Below are 17,093 nucleotides of genomic sequence, written 5' to 3' on the forward strand. Positions count from 1 at the left end.
CCGGATACCGCCAGCAGTGTTTGCGGCACGCTACCGCCAGCAGCGGGCCACCGAACTATCAAGCAGTACCACTACCATGCAAACCTAGGACTTCTCTCCTTATCGCTGGTATGGCTGGCGGGGGCAGATCATATCTGCAGGATGTGAAGACTATGGCTTGAGTCACAAGTAGGCTTACCGTATCTATCGAAAATCAGGATTGAACCTGTGAATCAAGTCGAAAAAACAGATTGTGTGGGAGACAGTCTATTTTGCTAGCTTGCAGAGAAAGGGGGCCTTATGTCCCCGCGTCCCTGATACAGTCTGACCGGCTGTTGCCGAGTTCATTTCCTCTGGCCACCGTTGAGTGCCACAACGATTTGCGATACCGCCGTTTCCGTGGAAAATAGCCGTGCATACAGGGCACGACAGTGCTCCTTGAATGGCGTCCCGCTATCCAGCGCCTGTAGTAATGTCATGGCAAGTTGTTGCAGGGTAGCCAGCGAATTGTTTTCGCACACAAAGCCAACCTTTTCCTGGCGAATGATATCCGCAAGGTCATTTCCGGCGTTGATATTAGCCAGCACGGGGAGCCCGCTCTGCATATAGGTCAGGAATTTTCCAGGGATATTATGCGATTTATGCCGGGGGTCCAGTGCCACGAGTCCGACGCTGCATTGCGCATAAAGACCGGGTATTTCGTCCGGATGGATTTCATCATGGAACAGTACATTATCCAGACCACGTGTCGCCGCATCCGTCGCAAGGTTTTTGGCATCGCTGCCGCGGCCGACAAACAGGAAACCTACATCCGCGCGTGCCTGCAGTTGTTCCGCCAAGTCCAGCATGATTGCCATGCCTTGTGCGATGCCCATATTGCCGGCATAGACAAAGATCTTCCGTCCGGCCAGTGTGGTATCGGCCAGCTTGATCGAACAGTGGCCGACCGGGGCATCCGCCAGCCAGTTCTGCAGCACTTCGACGCGTCGCCCTGCCCGTTGTGACCAGCGGTCAAAGTAGGACAGATTGCCGGGGGTCTGTACGCCGACAACATCGGCAATCGAGTACTGGTAGCGTGCCACTGCCGAAAAAAAACGATAGGGTAGGCCCCGACCCATCAGCCCCATGTCCACCGCCCATTCAGGGAAGATGTCGCGAATGATCAGGTAGCCCTTGCACTTGCTCGATCGCTTGAGCGAGCTGGCCAGTGGGCCGTGAAAGATGGAGGGGGCGTACCAGGCCACGCCATCCCATTGTTCCTGGGCAAGCGGGCTCTTGTGCAGATTGCGCAGCATGGAAAATGGCATCAGAAACTCGCCGATCGTGCGGCGTACATAGCCGATATCCTTTGTACGCGGCGCGCGCAGGCGCAGAACGCGCACACCGTCCAGCGTTTCCAATTGCCAGGGGCTAGCCAGCTCTGCCGAGGGCAGCAGCACGGTCAGCTGGTGGCCTTGGCGTGCGAACTCGCGCGATAGATCGCGCAGCTGTACCGCTCCGGATGTGCGCAGCGGCGGGAAGGTATCGGCGATGAGGGCTATTTTCATGGGCTGCGCCATCAGTACTGTTTCCATACCACACGGTTCACGTAGTCGGTGTAGCTATGGATTATGCGGACAACCTTGTCGGCCACATTCGGCATGCTGTAATCGGTAACCAGACGCAGGTTGCGCTCGGTGCCGCGCAACTGTGAATCAAGTATTGCCAAGCCCTGGCGCACCCGGTCGGTGGCAAGCCCGACCATCATGACTGCTGCCTCCTCCATCCCCTCTGGGCGCTCATGGGCTTCACGCAAGTTCAGGGCGGGAAAGTTCAGGATCGATGATTCTTCATTGATGGTGCCGCTGTCCGACAATACTGCCTTGGCTGACATCTGCAATCTGACGTAGTCGTGAAAGCCAAGCGGCTTGAGCAAACGCACCCGGGGGTGGAATCTGGCACCGGTTGCGTCGACGCGTTTCTGGGTGCGGGGATGGGTCGAAACGATGACCGGCAGGTCATGATCCTCGGCCACGGCATTCAGTACACCCACTATCCTGGAGAAGGCCTGTTCGGACTCGATATTTTCCTCGCGGTGGGCACTGACCACAAAGTAGGCCTGCTCCTGCAGTTGCAGGCGCTGCAGGATGTCCGAGGACTGGATCCGGGGTAGGTAGTGATGCAGCACTTCGTACATCGGGCTCCCGGTCTTGATTACCTGATCCGGGGGCAGGCCTTCCCGCAGCAGATAGTCACGGGCGATGGTGCTGTAGGTAAGGTTGATGTCTGCCGTGTGATCCACGATACGGCGGTTGGTTTCTTCCGGCACACGCTGGTCGAAGCAGCGATTGCCTGCCTCCATGTGGAAGATGGGAATCTTGCGTCGCTTGGCTGGGATCACGGACAGGCAGCTATTGGTGTCGCCCAGCACCAGCATGGCATCCGGCTGCTCGCTGGCCAGCACACGATCAACGGCAATGATCAGATTGCCGATGGTGTGGGCGGCGCCGCTACTGCCTTCCGCACTGTTCAGGAAGTGATCCGGTTTTCTGATGCCGAGATCGTCAAAGAAAACCTGATTCAATTCGTAGTCGTAGTTCTGCCCGGTATGTACCAGCACATGCTCGCAGTGCTCATCCAGGGCGGCCAGCACGCGGGATAGCCGGATAATTTCGGGTCGGGTGCCGACCACCGACATAACTTTCAGTTTTTTCATGGTTTTCTCTTACAGCGGGCTGGCGTAGGTATCCGGCTTGGCACGGTCGAAGATTTCATTGGCCCACAGCATCACCACCAACTCGTCCGTGCCGATATTGGTAATGTCATGGGTCCAGCCCGGGACAGTTTCGACGATTTCCGACTGCTCGCCGCTGGTGACGAGCTCGAATGTTTCGCCGGTGCCCATGTGGCGGAACTTGAAGCGCGCCAGCCCCTTGATCACCAGGAATTTCTCGGTCTTGCTGTGGTGATAGTGGCCGCCTCGCGTAATGCCGGGATGGGCGCTAAAGAACGAGAATTGCCCGCAATCCGGTGTCTTGAGCATTTCCACGAATACACCGCGCGCATCACCATGTCGCGGTACCTGGTAGGCAAAGCGCTCGGTTGGCAGGTAGCTTACGTAGGTGGAATACAGCGCACGCATCAGGCCGGTGCCTACGCGGGGGGTAAGCAGCGTGGCGCGGCTGTCGCGGAATGCCTGGATCTGCTGTGCCAGTTCGCCGACGGTGGTGCTATAGCGTGGAGCGAGCATCTCGAATCCATCGGCATCTACGGTGCTGTCCGCACCGTCCATGAGCTGGATAAAACGCTCGATCACATCATCCACGTAAACCAGCGTCAGCGGGGCGGCCGGATCATTGACCTGTATTGGCAGGTCACGGGCGATGTTGTGGCAGAAGGTGGCCACCGCGGAGTTGTAATTCGGCTTGCACCATTTGCCAAATACATTGGGCAGACGGAACACGTGCACGGGTATGCCGCTAGCGCGCTGTAACTCGAACAAGGCATCCTCGGCGACACGCTTGCTGACACCATACGGATTATCATGCGCCGCCTGAATGGAGGAGGTATACACCACCGGCAGGTGACGGCCGCTGGCACGTATCGCGGCACACAGCAAGCTGGTCAACCCGGCGTTGCCGGTAGCAAACTCCTGCGGGTCCTCTGGCCGGTTGATACCCGCGAGGTGAAAGACAAAATCTACCCCTTCCAGCAAGACAGGCAGTTGCGCTGCATCATGTTCGCGTGTGAAGCAGACCACATCTACGTCTTTACGTTCAGCCAGATGCAGTTGCAGGTTCTTGCCAACAAAGCCGTTCGCACCCGTAATCAACACTTTCATGCTTATTCCTCGGGCTCTACGTGTTCGCCATCAATGGTTGCCCGCATGAACCGCAGCTTCATCAACAATGCCTGCATGCCCTGCACGTCCAGGCGTGCCGTATTATGGGAGTTGTACTCGACAGCTTCCGATATCTTGATTTCGCCCTGCTCGACGAACTTGCCGTAATTCAGATCGCGCAGGTCGGGCGGAATGCGGTAATAGCCATCCAGGTCCTGGGCGGCAACCATCTCCTCGCGACTGAGCAGTACCTCGAACAGCTTCTCTCCGTGTCGCGTGCCGATGATATTGATGGGGTGCGCCGGCACGCCGAGCAGCCCGGTCAACGCTTTGGCCAGTGTCTCGATGGTGGCCGCTGGCGCTTTCTGCACGAATATCTCCCCAGGGTTGCCATGCTCGAAGGCAAACAACACCAGGTCCACCGCGTCATCCAGCGTCATCATGAAGCGGGTCATGTTTGGGTCGGTAATGCTAATTGGTTGCCCGGCGCGAATCTGCTTGGTAAACAGTGGAATGACAGAGCCGCGCGATGCCATCACGTTGCCGTAGCGGGTGGTGCAAATCACGGTGCCATTACTGGAACGGGATTTGGCGACAATTACCTTCTCCATCATCGCCTTGCTGATACCCATGGCATTGATGGGGTAAACCGCCTTGTCCGTGCTCAGGCAGACCACGCGCTTCACCCCGCAGTTGATGGCGGCTTCAAGCACGTTTTCGGTGCCCAGCACGTTGGTCTTCACCGCCTCCATGGGGTGAAACTCGCAGGACGGCACCTGCTTGAGCGCGGCCGCATGGTAAATGAAATCAACGCCGCGCACCGCATTCAATACCGACTGGTAGTCTCGTACGTCGCCAATATAAAACTTCAGCTTTGGACTGTCGTACTTCTTGCGCATGTCGTCCTGTTTCTTCTCATCACGGCTCAGGATACGAATTTCACGTAAATCAGATGCCAGAAAGCGGCGCAGGACGGCATTACCGAATGAGCCGGTACCACCGGTAATAAGCAGCGTTTTATCATTAAACATGGTGGTTCCTAATTATGCTTACCAGCAAGGGAGCGATACATAGACAGCAGCTCTCTGGAATTGTTGGTAACATCAAAATTCCGGTGTGCAAGTGCTTTTGCCGAACTACCCATTACGCTGCAGTTTTCGCGATTATTCAACAAGTATTCGATGGCAGTGGCAATTTCTTCTGCTGATTTCGGCGAAATCGCCAGCCCGGTTTCGCCGTGAATCAGCGTGTCGCTGAACGGATTCTTGACCGCCACGATGCTGGGCACGCCATAGAATGCGGCTTCGAAAATAGGGCGGCCGGGGGCATCGTAATGCGAGGGGAAGCAAAGCACGTCCACGTGCTTGTAGACCTGGCCGATATTCGACGTGAAGCCCAGCAGGTGGAAGGTTGGCCGCAGCGCGTGCTGATCCAGAAACTGCTCTACCTCCGCGCGCGAATTCTGCTGCAGGCCCAGCGCTTTTACCAGTCTGGCCTTGAGCCCCTTCGATGGTCTGGCATCGTCACCTACCACGATGAACTCCACGTCCAGCCCTTTATTCTTCAGCAGCAGTGCGGCTTGCAACAATTCCTGAATGCCTTTTACCTTCAGCAGGTTGCCGACAAAGCCCACTTTAAACGACGTCGTAGAAAGCTTGTTCAGGGCGTTGGACACCGCCGCGGTGTCCGCTTGCTCTTTAACGCGGAAAGAGTTGTGAATGATGTTGACCGGCATGTTCTGCGGCAGGGAGGCTCGCACGTTCTGGTCGATGGCCACAATGCCTGCCGCCAGCTTGCGGAACAAACGGTTCACCAGCCGTGTGCGCCAGGACGCGGGATCATCCCGGGCTACCGAGCGTACGTGCACCAGTGCCGGCGCATCAAAAATGCGCTTGGCCAGCCATAGTGTCAGCAGACCAGTGAACTCATTGACATGAATAAGATCCACGCTGCCGAACTGCGCGCGAGCCTGGCGCAGCGCCTTGATGGTATAAGGCAGGTAGGCGATTTCACGCAGTAGCACCAGCCATCTGGTGCCCCGGTAGTAGCTGTAGCGGGTATTGTCGAACTGCGTAAGCCCCTTGGCTGCGACTACAGGCCCCAGTTTGCTGAAAAACTCTGCGACAGTACCCTGCTGGGTGACAAACAGCGGGCTAACCGATTTGGCCGGCATTTCGGATAAAGCCTCGAACAGGCTGCGCGAAGCCCCGCCAAATGCGCCGGTAAAATGCAGGCACAGTACCTTGAGCGGTTTCATCCGATGTACCTGCGGGTGGTGTTGACAATCTTCTTGGCGCGCTCGAAGAGTGAGTGGCTGGTGTTGTAGCTTTCGAATGTCAAAGTCGGAGCCGACATGATGGTCTCGAACTCCGCCTCACTGATTTGTAGCTTCTTGATGACGTAGGTCCGATCCTCCTGTAGCAGGTTTTCTGGGTAGACTGGCTCCTTCATCAATTCAAGTGCCTGTTCCTTGCTCAGTTGACCGGAGCAGATAAGATTGGAGTAATGGGCTTTGCGTTTGTCAATATTGAACTTGCGCGGCAGGATGTATGCTTGGTAAAAGCGAGTGTAGATCGATTCGTAGTGCTTTCCTCCGTAATAAACCCAATCCAGTTCGTCTTGCAGCACCCGCATGGCTTCAGTTTTCTCATATTCGACATAGTTTAGAATGGAAACCATTCTTATTTTTTTGGCAAAAACATAATAGCCAAGTTTCGCTAGGGAAAAGTGTGGGTAAGTCGTCAACTTGGATTTTCCGAAGCTCTTGTGAACATCCTTTATATAGCGCCAGTCGAAGTAACCATACCCCCACTTTTCTGGCAGGATTGCTTCAGTTACCACGTTTGTGCCAGTAATGACATGCTTAAGGCCATACTTGTTGGCCATTTTATACAACAAGGCGAATATGGCATGGTCTGTCGGAACTTCGCCATCGGGTGTGGACGCTTTCAGGAAAGAAAGCTGCAGGTCTCGGAACTCCTCCCAGTCGATCACGTGGGTATACAAATCGATATTCAGTTTCTGCAAGGTCTTCTGGATGTTGGCAACGGCAAGCTCGGAGTTCCAGCCATTGTCGAGATGCACAGCCAGCGGTCGCAGGCCGAATTTCTTAACTAGCCAGGCAACGTAAGTGCTGTCGACGCCACCGCTGATGCCAATGATGCAATCATACGGTTTCCCCTTGCCGGTGGCTTTAATTTCAGCGATGAGGCTATCCAGTTTGGTGTTTCGTTCTTCTTTGGAAATTAATCTAGTAGTTTTTAATAGTTCATATCGATGGCAGTGAGAGCAGTGGCCTTGGCTATCAAAATGGATATCGGGGTCTGATTTGTCCATAATGCAATTTGAACATGTTGCATATTTCATTGTTTATTTTACCTTGAATGGATTGTTTTGTGATGGTGTTTTGGTTGGGGCCAAAAAACTAGTCGTGTATTTGTCAGTTTTGTGCGATTCTGCATAAAGATAGGAGGAATTTTTAATCTATCTTGGTGAGTTTATATTTCTAGTTGTAAGATTTTTTTGTATTTTTGTTATATTGTTTTTGGCAGTAAAATATGGCCCAGTAGATGTAAACTGGGTATAAATATCTTGGGGTAAATATTGGGGATAGTGAAAATATTGCCAAATAAATTATTGAGGCAAGAGTTGCATTGGATTCTAAGGTTGGATTTTTTTTTAAAAAAATCAATAGCAATAATCCAAGTGAGGCTGCAGAAGCTAGGGTTTGAACAACATCATTGTAAAAAACCTGATGGTCGTAAATTCCAAAAATATTAAAACTGAGGCCAAATAAAAGTTGTGCTGCTTTTAATGGGAATGCGAGAATGTAAAGTCCTGTGCCTTGTAATTCAATTAGCTTGTTCCAAATTCCTGATCCATCATGCTGATCTGCTGAAAACTCAAAGCTTTCAATTACAGGGGCAAGAATTTCGTTGGCCATGTAGTATGCCAAGGAGATGGCAAGTAGGGTCAAGAAAATAAATGTTCGCCTCTTGTTTTTGAGAGGGTTGAGTGGGGAGTGAAAACAAAAAACTAATATTGCAAAGATCGCCAATTGCCATCTTGTAAGAATTGCTAAAAACAGGGAAAACATAAAGCCTAAAAAAGATCGGCGGTGATAAAACGATACTGTGTAAGCAACAAACAAGAATGATATTATTTCTTTGTTGATGGAGATTAGACTGGAAATTGTTGTTGGGTTGATTAGTATAATTAATAATAACTTTAATGAGTCCAGCTTCAATTCTTGAGATATTTTTATCACTCCCCAAGAAAAAACAATAAAATTAAAAATCAGAACTAAATAGTAATTTTGATTGAGCAGATTTAAGATTAGTAGCGGGCCTAGAAAGTTACCACCTACAGATATGACGCTAACATCCTGTGCTAGCCAGTCATTCGAGCTGCTTGCTAATTTGTGATAAGTCCATGAGTCGGCAAAGAATTGAATATCATTGCGCTCCTCCAGTGCGTCAATTCCAATGTAATGTAAGAAAGTGACACAAAAAAAGAAAACAAATATTAGCAATACACATGATGCTTGCCAATTTTTGATTTTCTTAATCATTATCGCAATGTCCATTGCTTAGGGTGGATGGATATGTAATCAACACCGCGCGATGCGGTCCATGAAAGACAAACATGGCGCCCGCTGCCATCGCCTTGGCACCAACGTTGGCCGCAGCCTTGAAGTCGGCAATGCTGCCAGCGCCACCGGCAACGATTACCGGAATATCGACGCTATGCAGTGTTTTGCTGATCAGCTCCAAGTCGTAGCCGCTCATCGTTCCATCGCGGTCTATGCTATTCAGGAACAGCTCGCCAGCTCCTAAAGCCTGCATTTTCCTGGCAAAATCAACGGGAGTCAGACCGGTTCTGCCGCTGCCGCACTCCACTAACACTTCATAACGGCCCAGCAGTTTACGCTTGACATCAATCGAGACCACTACTGCCTGGGAGCCGAACTCGTTGACAGCTTGTCTGATCACTTCCGGACTTTTCCACGCGGCAGTATTGAAAATAACTTTCTCCACCCCGGATTTTAGTATGCGCCTAGCGTCTTCCAGGTTATGAATGCCGCCGCCGTAAGCCAATGGCATGAAGCATTCGCTGGCCACTTCTTCGATCAGCTGAAAATTGGGTTTGCGCTTTTCCCGGGTGGCACTGATGTCCAGCAGGATAAGTTCGTCGACTTCCTTATCGTTGAAGATTTTGATGGCATTGATCGGATCCCCAACATATTTAGGGTCTTTGAACTTGGTGGTCTTGACTAGGCCTTGGCCTTTCAGCAGCAGGCACGGAATAATTCGATTTTGCAACATTACTGGTTAAGCTCCGCAAAGTTCTTCAGTAGCTGCATGCCGAATTTGTGACTCTTCTCCGGATGAAACTGGAAGCCCCAAATGTTGCCGTGCCGAAACGCGCTATGAAACTCGCCGCCATAGTTGGTGGTCAGCAAGACGTCTTCCGGGTTGTGGCATTCGACATGGTAGGAGTGCACAAAGTAGAAGCGAGAGCCCGTGACCAAGTTCGTCAGCAGCGGGTCATCCTTGACCTGTCTGACCTGGTTCCAGCCCATGTGTGGTACCTTGAGCGTGCTGTCGCTCGGTCTGATTCTTTTGACCTGAGCATCAATCCAGCCCAGGCCAGGAATGCTACCTTCGTCGCTTGATGCCGTCATGAGCTGCATGCCCAAGCAGATACCCAGCACCGGTTTTTTGCGCGAAATGACATAATCATTCAGTACGGGCTTGAGACCGCGCTCAGTCAGACACTGCATGCCGGCGTCGAAAGCGCCTACCCCCGGTAGCAGCAGCTTGGGGGCATTCATGATTACATCCGGGTCGCTGGAGGTTATGGCTTGGCATCCAACTTTGCGCAGCATGTTCTGGATGGAGCCAAGATTCCCTACTCCATAATCAATGATGACTACCATTCATCTCTCCGGCTTTATTATTGATGCCTATAGTTTTTTCCACGAAGTTTCGGTAGTTTTCTTCCCAATTAGGCTGCCATAATTCATGCGCCTGTATCGCAGAAGGGGGGCTTTCCGAAACTGCGTCGCCACCCAATAATAGCATTTCCAGTTCCTGCATTGTGGAAAAGGCAGGGAATGGTAATTCTGGGTAGGCGAATCTTGATTTGTCGGTTTTCCACAAAATTACTTTGTCTACCAGACCGACAGCTTCAAACAGTCCGGTTGACAGTTCGCTTATCACTACTGTGGCCTGTTGCAACGATGCATATATATCACCATTGCTGTCGAGCGCTACTCCTGCTGGTATTGGTACCGTCTTTAATCGTTCCTTCTCCAGCGGGTGGGGGCGAAACACGATGTTGTAGCCATGCTTACCCGCTATTGTGTGTACCCGGGCAGCCAGGTCGAGATAGAGCTGTGTTTCGATGCCATCTCCCAGTACCAGAACGCGGTTGTTTCTGCAGCTTGCTGGCATGAATCGTTTCAACGACTCGGCTAGGTGAGGGTTGCCGATGGCTAGCTTGGCAACGGGCATATTGCTTTGTTGGCTCCACCAGTTGCCGTAGGTCAGTAGGTAATCCGGCAGGGTTTGGCGAAATGAAGGACTGGCAGCCAGAGTGGGAGCAACGTTATAGCCATCATGTCCTTTGGATATAGCGCCATGCTGGTGTTCGGCCGTTGTCACTCCTGCCATTCTTGCTGCATGAAGTATGGGGAGTGAGCGAGCGCCGTAGCACGCGGCCTCCAGAAACAAAAGTCTGGTGTTATGCCGAGAAAACCAGTTGGCATGGTAATTCGCTGAAATGGGAAATGCGGCCAACTGCCTGGACAGGGCGGTTTTGAGTGTGTCTTTTTGTCCTGATGCTAGCTGGTAGCCAAGACGACTGACTGTGTTGCGTGAGGCATGCTCGATGATCGCGTTGGCCAGCTTCCAATTGGTTGCCGTGACTCTCAGTCTGCCCATCAGGTGCAGATAGGTATTGAACGGGGTGGCGTGCAGTATGGTGCTGAAGTGGTGATTCTGCCACCAGGTCCAGTCGCCCTGAGCCTGATACAGCATGCTCTGCTCCGGGTAGCTGCTGGCAAAGTAGCCGGCCAGCCGTTCGTGGGTCTTTTGATCTTTACTGAAATTACCCAGCCCGGTGGTGAAGAAACAGATCTCAGCCGAGAAGGCGTGGCGGTTTATCCAGTTATGGTACTGGCTGCGTGCTAGGTAGCTGGCCATTTGCAGCAAGCTAGGCTTGCCCGGTGCGGCATTCAGGCCGCCGGATGTATAGAGCAGGTCGGACATGAGTGTCCGAATGAAGTGAGTTCGGATCAACGGCCAGGCGGGTAGAGTGGAGCCTGGACAGCTGAATTGCAGCAAGGCCTCGTCATCCTCAAGCGCCAGTAGCTGCTGGAGTGTGTAGTTTTGTTTTTCTTGAGTCATGGTTTTATGGCACTGGCTGCTGTCAGGTCAAACCAGGGCATGCGATAGCAGATTTGTGATAGCCCCCAGGCGCCAAAAAACAGTAACGCCAGGCCGATCATGAATGCCTGTGCGGCACCAGTTATGCCGTTTATCTGGATGAGTTGCCAGTTGAACAGGGTGGTTATCACGCCGACAGAAATTGTCAAAACTGATAGCAGTTCAGTGCGCCTGGCAAAGAAAATGTAATTGGTTACCATGTAGTACATGCCAGTAAAAGCATTGCCCAGCATGATGTAGCCAATTATTGGCGAGGCAGACTGGTACTTGGGGCCGACCATTATTCCCAGTAGTTGTGGTGCGCATACACTACCGGCCAGTGCTAGGAATACGATCACAATAAAGTAGAGATAGGTGTTGCGGACGATTTTCCGTTTTTTAGCTAGATCCGCGTTATGGAGGGCCTCCATTAACCATGGAGCAAAAGCTTTGTTAAACGCATCAGCCGCTATTCCCAGAATCAGCCCTATCTGTATCGCCACTAGGTAGATACCGGTGCTGGCGACATCTAGAAAGTTGGTAACCATGAATCGGTCGGCGGTAGCCAGTAGCAAGCCTCCAATGGCATGTGGTAGCAAGGGGATACCATAGCGCAACGCATCTTTGGCATAAGCCATGTTCAAATTGCGCGTCAGCCAGTGCTCACGACGCAGCCAGTAGAGGGCGATTAGTGCAGTGACTGTCCAAGCAAGGGCAATGCCAAACAGTCGACCTTGCCACGAGTACAGCATCACTACCACCAGGAGGATGGAGACCAGTCCGTCCATCAGGGCGTGGTTCAACCGCAGCGCGCCGAACTTCAACGGCTGCTTGGAGGCCTGCCACAAGGTGAGCAATGTCTGCACCAGAAACTGGAGCGCAGCAACAACGACTGCCAGCATCAGCCATTTCAAGGGCAGAGCGGTTATCAATTGTATTTTTCTTGAAAATATCCAGACAAATAAAGCCAGCAATACTGTGGTTATAATTAAAATACAGAGTGTGGTGGAGACATAGCACGGCATGCTGAATTTCTTTGGCTCGAAATATCGAACCATTACTGCACCATGTATATTGAGGCCCGCTGCAACCACAAAAAAAGAGACTACCATGGTAAACATGGCAATCAGGCCATAGTCTTCCGGGGATAGTATGCGGGTCAGGACCGGCAGCAGCAAAAAGGGAACGCCGGCAACAGCAAAATTGGAAATCGTATAGATAGCTGCATCACCGATGAGTTTGGTGCGCAGTTTCATGATGGTTTGCAGATTGGCTCTTGTTTAAGGTAGGCTGAAAGAATGGCCAAGCCCACTTTCCCACTTTTTTCCGGGTGAAATTGCAAGCCTGTGATGTTGTCTTTTTTGATGGCGGCAATAATGTCATGCCCACCGTACTGATAAGTGGCCAACGTGTGCGACTGCTTGTCTGGTGTGTAATGAAACGAGTGCACGAGGTAGATGCTCTGTTGCTGAGCGAGCGAGGCGAGCACGCTTTCATCCCAGTTGGCATGTGTCGGCTGCTGCAGCGGACTCCAGCCGATAAAGGGAATCTTGAGGGCTGTGCCATCGCGGCTAGCTGCCGGAATGGCGTGGACCTGGCCTGGTATCAGGTTCAGCCCTGCGTGATTGCCGAACTCCATGCTCGTGGTTGCGAATAACTGCATGCCCAAGCATATACCGAGTAGTGGCCGGCCACTGGCGGCAAATTCACGTATCGCTTGGTCTAGCCCGCGTTCTTGTAGGCCGCGCATGCCGTCGGCAAAGGCCCCTACTCCGGGTAGCACTACACGGTCGGCGGCCAGAATTTCTGCCGGATCGTTGCTGATGCAAATACTGGCAGTACCGCAGACCTCAAAAGCCCGCTTTACGCTGTACAGGTTGCCGATACCATAGTCGACGATGGTAACCCTCGTGGTTTTCATTCCATTCTCACCTTGACATTCATTTCTGCTGCTATGTTTCGCAACTCGGACAATTCTGTCCGGGTGTAATGCAGGGTATCGGCAAATGCAACCGCATCTGCACCGTTGGCAATTACATCTCTCAGGTGTTGCGGTTCTCCGTAGCCACCGCTCATGATTACGGGGACAGGCGACACTTCGCTGACTGCTTTCAGCAGTTCAAGGTCAAAGCCTTTTCGGGTACCTTCCTGATCTATGGAGGTTAGCAGAATTTCACCGGCACCAAGCTCAATGCCGCGCTTGGCCCATTCAATCACATCCAGGCCGCTTTTTTCTCGGCCACAATCGGTATAGATTTCCCAATGGTTATCACCATGACGCTTGGCTTCAATGGAAAGCACCATGCACTGGGAACCGAATTTCTGGGCAACCTCGCGTATCAACTCAGGGCGATGAACGGCAGCCGTGTTGATGGCGATTTTATCTGCCCCGGCGCGCAGCAGGTTGCTGACATCCTCAATCGACCTGATGCCACCACCCACGGTCAGTGGAACAAATACGTCGTGTGCGGTGCGTTGAACAATTTCCACAAGATTCGACCGGCCGTACAGGCTTGCCACAATATCCATGTAAATCAATTCATCGGCACCTTGCTCATAATAACGGCGAGCATATTCTTGCGGGTCGCCAATTACGCGGAGGCCCTCTAGGTGTACCCCTTTAATAAGGTTTTCACCCTTGACGTCCAGCCTGGCAATCAGGCGAACCGATCTGTCTTTAGCACCCATTTCTATTCCTGATGGTCTGTCTAATCAGCTGAACAGCTGCAAATCAATTTTGTTCGACTTTGCGGCGGAAATATTCAAAATCTTCGGCATTGTCAATATCGATAGACCTTTCTCTTGGCATGACGTAGGCGATGCTATCCTCGGCAAGGAAGCTTTTTGTGGTGCGCAGCCAGTCAACCCGTGCGATGTATATTGCGCCGTTGAGAACATACACGGCAGGCAGGTCCTGCCGTCGGCTTGCCGTGCTCCGCTCCGGGAGGAGGCTTTGCAGTCTGCCATTTTCCCCCAAGCGATACATCCAGTAGGGCGATTGTTCCGCCTCGCATACCGATACGCAACTCGGAGCGCCACTGGATTGCAGTAGTGCAAAGGCCGCATCGATATCGGTCCCGGTACGCAGAGGTGAGGTTGGCTGTAGCAGTGCTATAAAGCTGTGGTCGGGCAGCTGGTCTAGAGCGTGCAATACGACATCCATGGAACTGGCAGTATCGCTGGCCAGTTCACTGGGGCGGCGAAAGGGGACTTCGCAGCCCCAAGCGGTTGCCACCGACATGATCTCGTCGTCATCGGTCGACAAAACTACCCGGTCAACACACTGCGCCTCTAGCGCGGCAGTGACCGTCCAGGCGATGAGCGGTTTGCCGTTAGCGGGCAGTACGTTTTTGCGTGGCAACCCTTTCGAGCCGCCCCTGGCTGTAATCAAGGCAAGCAACTGCTTGCCTTGATTGTTTGTTTTATTGCTATTCAATTGAGATGTTGATCTACGTCGAGCCGGTTATTCGGGAGCATGCCGCAGTTTCCAATTGCCATCAACAACCTGCCAGAGGTGGGGCGAACGGAAACGATCACAAGTTTCGAAGAATTCTTCTCTCGTCATGCTGATATAGTCGAGGAATTCTTTCTCATAACGCGAAGGATATTCACCTTCATAGCGGTTCATCAGCGCGATGCCTTCATCCTTGGTGATGTGATGGTTGCGAATCTCCTGTGCTGAATCCATCATCGCTCGGCCTACGCCGAATTTGATCCAGCGAGTGTAGTAGAAGAACCCATCTACCTTGTCGTCAAGGCTGTTGTACTTCGAATAGGTGCCTTCGGTGCGAACCGGGTTGGCTTCAAAGCCGGTATGCTCGACGGCATAGTAATAAGCCTCTTGTGGTACCCATTTTTTATAGTAACCAAGGTATTTGAACTCGATACCTTTCTTGTGCAGCACTTCTGGATCCATGGGCAGATAGCTCATCAGATCAACCAGCGGCACGCCGTCATCCAGATAGCTACCAATCTGCTTGCCTCCGAGGAATACATCCCGGACATCCTTGCCACCAAGGTAGTCCAGCGAGAAGCCTTCACTTTCTGTCTGTTGGTCTTTTCCCGCATAAGAAGACGTTTTATGGGAAATCTTTTCACCGTATTCGCCAGGCATTTCGCCATAGAAAATCAACGGAATATTCAAACGTGCTGCCATCTTTGCAACAAAAGTTTTCTGGCCAAGAATGAATGGCTGGAATGGGTGTAGCAGATTGATTGTTGCATTGCGTGTCAGCAAGCGATGAATTTTTCCATTGGGCGTATACAGGTAATTATCGAAACCACCGACATGCAACCAGTTCTGGAAGTTCTTCCAGCCAATCTCAGTGTAAAGGTGAGGAGACCATGTTACGGTCAGCGGATTCATTCCATACTTGTACTTGAGGAGGTGGGATTGCATAGCGCTATCCTTGCCTCCGCTGCCACCCACTATGCAGTCATAACTGCCATCATTGCGACGGTATTGATTGCACAGCTCGATAAGCTCACGTTCGCGCTCTTCCCAATCAATTTCGCCCGTTTCTTTCAGTTCGTTAAAGTTGCAAGCATGGCAGACGCCATTCTCATCAAACGACATGGTCGTTTTCTTGGAGTCCTTGCTATGCGCATACTCATTGCTCGACATGGGTTGCTGATTGGACATGTTGCATTTCTTGCAGAACTGCACATGTCGTGGCAGTCCATACAAGACATCCAGTTCCTCCTCAGGTTTTGTGTACCGGGAGAGATCAACGGAGGGTGATGGTCCGATCTTCATATGTTTCCTTCAGGTATGCTGTAAACTTATCAATTTGTTCGTATTGGCTCTGCTGTTATTTTTGCTTTTTTCTTGCTTCAATTAAATCATCCGGCCGGCCAACATCTAACCACGGTTCATGCATTGGATAAACGATTGTACGACCGGTATTTTGTTTTATCCGCTCGAATAGTGTTGGCATGTCGCAGTGCTGGTTTGCGTTCAGGTAGTGCAAAGCCTCAGGATTTAGTGCATAAATTCCAGCGTTTATATGACTGTGATAGATTGGCTTTTCTTCAAAGCCCTCTATTTCAATTCCTTTTATTTTTACGACGCCAAACTGATTTTGAATTTCGTGCTGGCGAGTGGCCATTGTTGCTGTTGCACTGTAACGAATGTGGAAGTCTAAAATGTCCTTGTAGTGAATGTCGGTCAGTACATCACCGTTGGTTACGATAAATGGTACATCCGGGATTTTAGGCATGATGCTTAAACAGCCCGCTGTGCCAAGTGGTGATTCCTCACGCAGATATTCAATATTGACTCCCCATTTGCTGCCATCTCCAAAATGTTCTTCAATCATGCTGCCGAGGTAGTGCAGAGAAATGGAAAAATTTTGAAAACCATCTGCCATGGCACGTTCAATAATGTGCTCCAGCATCGGCTTGCCTCCGACTTCCAGCATCGGTTTGGGACAGTTCTCAGTGTGTGGGCGCAGCCTGGTACCTTTGCCTCCTGCCATGATGACCATTCGATTGCTGAGCAGGGCAGGAGTGATAATTGAGTCCAAAACGTGGAGCCCGATAATTTTGCCCTCGTTATCCACTATCGGCAACTGGTGGATTTTGTTGGCCTTCATGAGTTGCAGAACATTCTCTCGGCCAATTTCAGGTGGCACCACCAGAGGAGTGCGATGAATTATACTATCGATGGTGCTATCAAGAGTCAGCCCTTTCAGGAACGCCCGACGGATGTCTCCGTCTGTCAGGGTGCCTGCAAGCTTATTATCTTCTGTCGCAGCTAACACGATTTGCATGCCAGATGTTTCAAGACTATGAATGGCTTGCTGAATCGTTGAGCCTAGTGGTACTAGGGTTGTTTGCCAAGGATGTAATTCATAACCAGTATTCAT

16 protein-coding genes are annotated in these 17,093 nt (G+C 51.6%); all 16 read right to left on the bottom strand.

What is annotated here, in order from left to right; all coding sequences use genetic code 11:
• Window positions 1–323: 323 nt before the first annotated feature.
• The 16 genes from C8E02_RS08105 to C8E02_RS08175 all read right to left on the bottom strand — a co-directional run bounded on the left by C8E02_RS08105 (window position 324) and on the right by C8E02_RS08175 (window position 17,093).
• Entirely contained in the window at window positions 324–1,526 is a 1,203-nt protein-coding gene (locus C8E02_RS08105) for a glycosyltransferase family 4 protein (RefSeq protein WP_047966794.1), read from the bottom strand.
• An 11-nt stretch (window positions 1,527–1,537) separates the two neighbouring features.
• The gene (gene wecB / locus C8E02_RS08110; protein WP_120810406.1) at window positions 1,538–2,674 is read right to left on the bottom strand and encodes a non-hydrolyzing UDP-N-acetylglucosamine 2-epimerase; all 1,137 of its coding nucleotides are present in this window, start codon (window positions 2,672–2,674) and stop codon (window positions 1,538–1,540) included.
• A 9-nt stretch (window positions 2,675–2,683) separates the two neighbouring features.
• Window positions 2,684–3,799 carry a UDP-2-acetamido-2,6-beta-L-arabino-hexul-4-ose reductase gene (gene wbjC / locus C8E02_RS08115; protein ID WP_120810407.1) on the bottom strand — a complete coding sequence of 372 codons (1,116 nt, stop codon included), beginning with the start codon at window positions 3,797–3,799 and terminating at the stop codon, window positions 2,684–2,686.
• Window positions 3,800–3,801: 2 nt separating this feature from the next.
• On the bottom strand, window positions 3,802–4,830 hold the full coding sequence (locus C8E02_RS08120) for a polysaccharide biosynthesis protein (protein WP_120810408.1): 1,029 nt from the start codon (window positions 4,828–4,830) through the stop codon (window positions 3,802–3,804).
• An 8-nt stretch (window positions 4,831–4,838) separates the two neighbouring features.
• The gene (locus tag C8E02_RS08125; RefSeq protein ID WP_120810409.1) at window positions 4,839–6,056 is read right to left on the bottom strand and encodes a glycosyltransferase family 4 protein; all 1,218 of its coding nucleotides are present in this window, start codon (window positions 6,054–6,056) and stop codon (window positions 4,839–4,841) included.
• Window positions 6,053–7,165, bottom strand: a complete 1,113-nt coding sequence (locus C8E02_RS08130; RefSeq protein WP_120810410.1) for an N-acetyl sugar amidotransferase — start codon at window positions 7,163–7,165, stop codon at window positions 6,053–6,055. The genes C8E02_RS08125 and C8E02_RS08130 overlap by 4 nt, the downstream gene beginning before the upstream one ends.
• 139 nt (window positions 7,166–7,304) lie before the next feature.
• Window positions 7,305–8,369: a hypothetical protein gene (locus C8E02_RS17220; RefSeq protein WP_147424475.1), complete on the bottom strand. Its 1,065-nt coding sequence runs from the start codon at window positions 8,367–8,369 to the stop codon at window positions 7,305–7,307.
• Window positions 8,362–9,123 (bottom strand): AglZ/HisF2 family acetamidino modification protein, encoded by a 762-nt coding sequence (locus C8E02_RS08135; protein ID WP_047966771.1) that lies wholly within the window; start codon window positions 9,121–9,123, stop codon window positions 8,362–8,364. Before C8E02_RS08135 ends, C8E02_RS17220 begins: the two co-directional genes overlap by 8 nt.
• On the bottom strand, window positions 9,123–9,737 hold the full coding sequence (hisH, locus tag C8E02_RS08140) for an imidazole glycerol phosphate synthase subunit HisH (protein WP_047966770.1): 615 nt from the start codon (window positions 9,735–9,737) through the stop codon (window positions 9,123–9,125). The genes C8E02_RS08135 and hisH (C8E02_RS08140) overlap by 1 nt, the downstream gene beginning before the upstream one ends.
• Complete coding sequence (locus C8E02_RS08145) at window positions 9,721–11,208, bottom strand: hypothetical protein (RefSeq protein WP_120810411.1); 1,488 nt, start codon at window positions 11,206–11,208, stop codon at window positions 9,721–9,723. The genes hisH (C8E02_RS08140) and C8E02_RS08145 overlap by 17 nt, the downstream gene beginning before the upstream one ends.
• Window positions 11,205–12,482 (bottom strand): lipopolysaccharide biosynthesis protein, encoded by a 1,278-nt coding sequence (locus C8E02_RS08150; protein ID WP_120810412.1) that lies wholly within the window; start codon window positions 12,480–12,482, stop codon window positions 11,205–11,207. Before C8E02_RS08150 ends, C8E02_RS08145 begins: the two co-directional genes overlap by 4 nt.
• On the bottom strand, window positions 12,479–13,147 hold the full coding sequence (gene hisH / locus C8E02_RS08155; protein ID WP_120810413.1) for an imidazole glycerol phosphate synthase subunit HisH: 669 nt from the start codon (window positions 13,145–13,147) through the stop codon (window positions 12,479–12,481). Before hisH (C8E02_RS08155) ends, C8E02_RS08150 begins: the two co-directional genes overlap by 4 nt.
• Window positions 13,144–13,914 (bottom strand): imidazole glycerol phosphate synthase subunit HisF, encoded by a 771-nt coding sequence (hisF, locus tag C8E02_RS08160; RefSeq protein WP_082133689.1) that lies wholly within the window; start codon window positions 13,912–13,914, stop codon window positions 13,144–13,146. Before hisF ends, hisH (C8E02_RS08155) begins: the two co-directional genes overlap by 4 nt.
• A 43-nt stretch (window positions 13,915–13,957) precedes the next feature.
• Window positions 13,958–14,662, bottom strand: a complete 705-nt coding sequence (locus tag C8E02_RS08165) for an acylneuraminate cytidylyltransferase family protein (protein WP_120810414.1) — start codon at window positions 14,660–14,662, stop codon at window positions 13,958–13,960.
• Window positions 14,663–14,689: 27 nt separating this feature from the next.
• Entirely contained in the window at window positions 14,690–15,982 is a 1,293-nt protein-coding gene (locus tag C8E02_RS08170) for an N-acetyl sugar amidotransferase (RefSeq protein WP_120810415.1), read from the bottom strand.
• A gap of 55 nt (window positions 15,983–16,037) precedes the next feature.
• Entirely contained in the window at window positions 16,038–17,093 is a 1,056-nt protein-coding gene (locus tag C8E02_RS08175) for a nucleotidyltransferase family protein (protein ID WP_120810416.1), read from the bottom strand.

Origin of the sequence: Vogesella indigofera (assembly GCF_003633895.1) — a bacterium.
In the GTDB taxonomy this organism is placed as follows: Bacteria; Pseudomonadota; Gammaproteobacteria; order Burkholderiales; family Chromobacteriaceae; genus Vogesella; species Vogesella indigofera.

Coding starts and splice junctions, on each gene's coding strand:
- C8E02_RS08150 (WP_120810412.1), bottom strand. CDS start 12,482: ATGAAACTGCGCACCAAACTCATCGGTGATGCAGCTATCTATACGATT.
- hisH (WP_120810413.1), bottom strand. CDS start 13,147: ATGAAAACCACGAGGGTTACCATCGTCGACTATGGTATCGGCAACCTG.
- hisF (WP_082133689.1), bottom strand. CDS start 13,914: ATGGGTGCTAAAGACAGATCGGTTCGCCTGATTGCCAGGCTGGACGTC.
- wbjC (WP_120810407.1), bottom strand. CDS start 3,799: ATGAAAGTGTTGATTACGGGTGCGAACGGCTTTGTTGGCAAGAACCTG.
- C8E02_RS08120 (WP_120810408.1), bottom strand. CDS start 4,830: ATGTTTAATGATAAAACGCTGCTTATTACCGGTGGTACCGGCTCATTC.
- C8E02_RS08145 (WP_120810411.1), bottom strand. CDS start 11,208: ATGACTCAAGAAAAACAAAACTACACACTCCAGCAGCTACTGGCGCTT.
- wecB (WP_120810406.1), bottom strand. CDS start 2,674: ATGAAAAAACTGAAAGTTATGTCGGTGGTCGGCACCCGACCCGAAATT.
- C8E02_RS08125 (WP_120810409.1), bottom strand. CDS start 6,056: ATGAAACCGCTCAAGGTACTGTGCCTGCATTTTACCGGCGCATTTGGC.
- C8E02_RS08170 (WP_120810415.1), bottom strand. CDS start 15,982: ATGAAGATCGGACCATCACCCTCCGTTGATCTCTCCCGGTACACAAAA.
- C8E02_RS08175 (WP_120810416.1), bottom strand. CDS start 17,093: ATGAATACTGGTTATGAATTACATCCTTGGCAAACAACCCTAGTACCA.
- C8E02_RS08105 (WP_047966794.1), bottom strand. CDS start 1,526: ATGAAAATAGCCCTCATCGCCGATACCTTCCCGCCGCTGCGCACATCC.
- hisH (WP_047966770.1), bottom strand. CDS start 9,737: ATGGTAGTCATCATTGATTATGGAGTAGGGAATCTTGGCTCCATCCAG.
- C8E02_RS17220 (WP_147424475.1), bottom strand. CDS start 8,369: ATGATTAAGAAAATCAAAAATTGGCAAGCATCATGTGTATTGCTAATA.
- C8E02_RS08130 (WP_120810410.1), bottom strand. CDS start 7,165: ATGAAATATGCAACATGTTCAAATTGCATTATGGACAAATCAGACCCC.
- C8E02_RS08135 (WP_047966771.1), bottom strand. CDS start 9,123: ATGTTGCAAAATCGAATTATTCCGTGCCTGCTGCTGAAAGGCCAAGGC.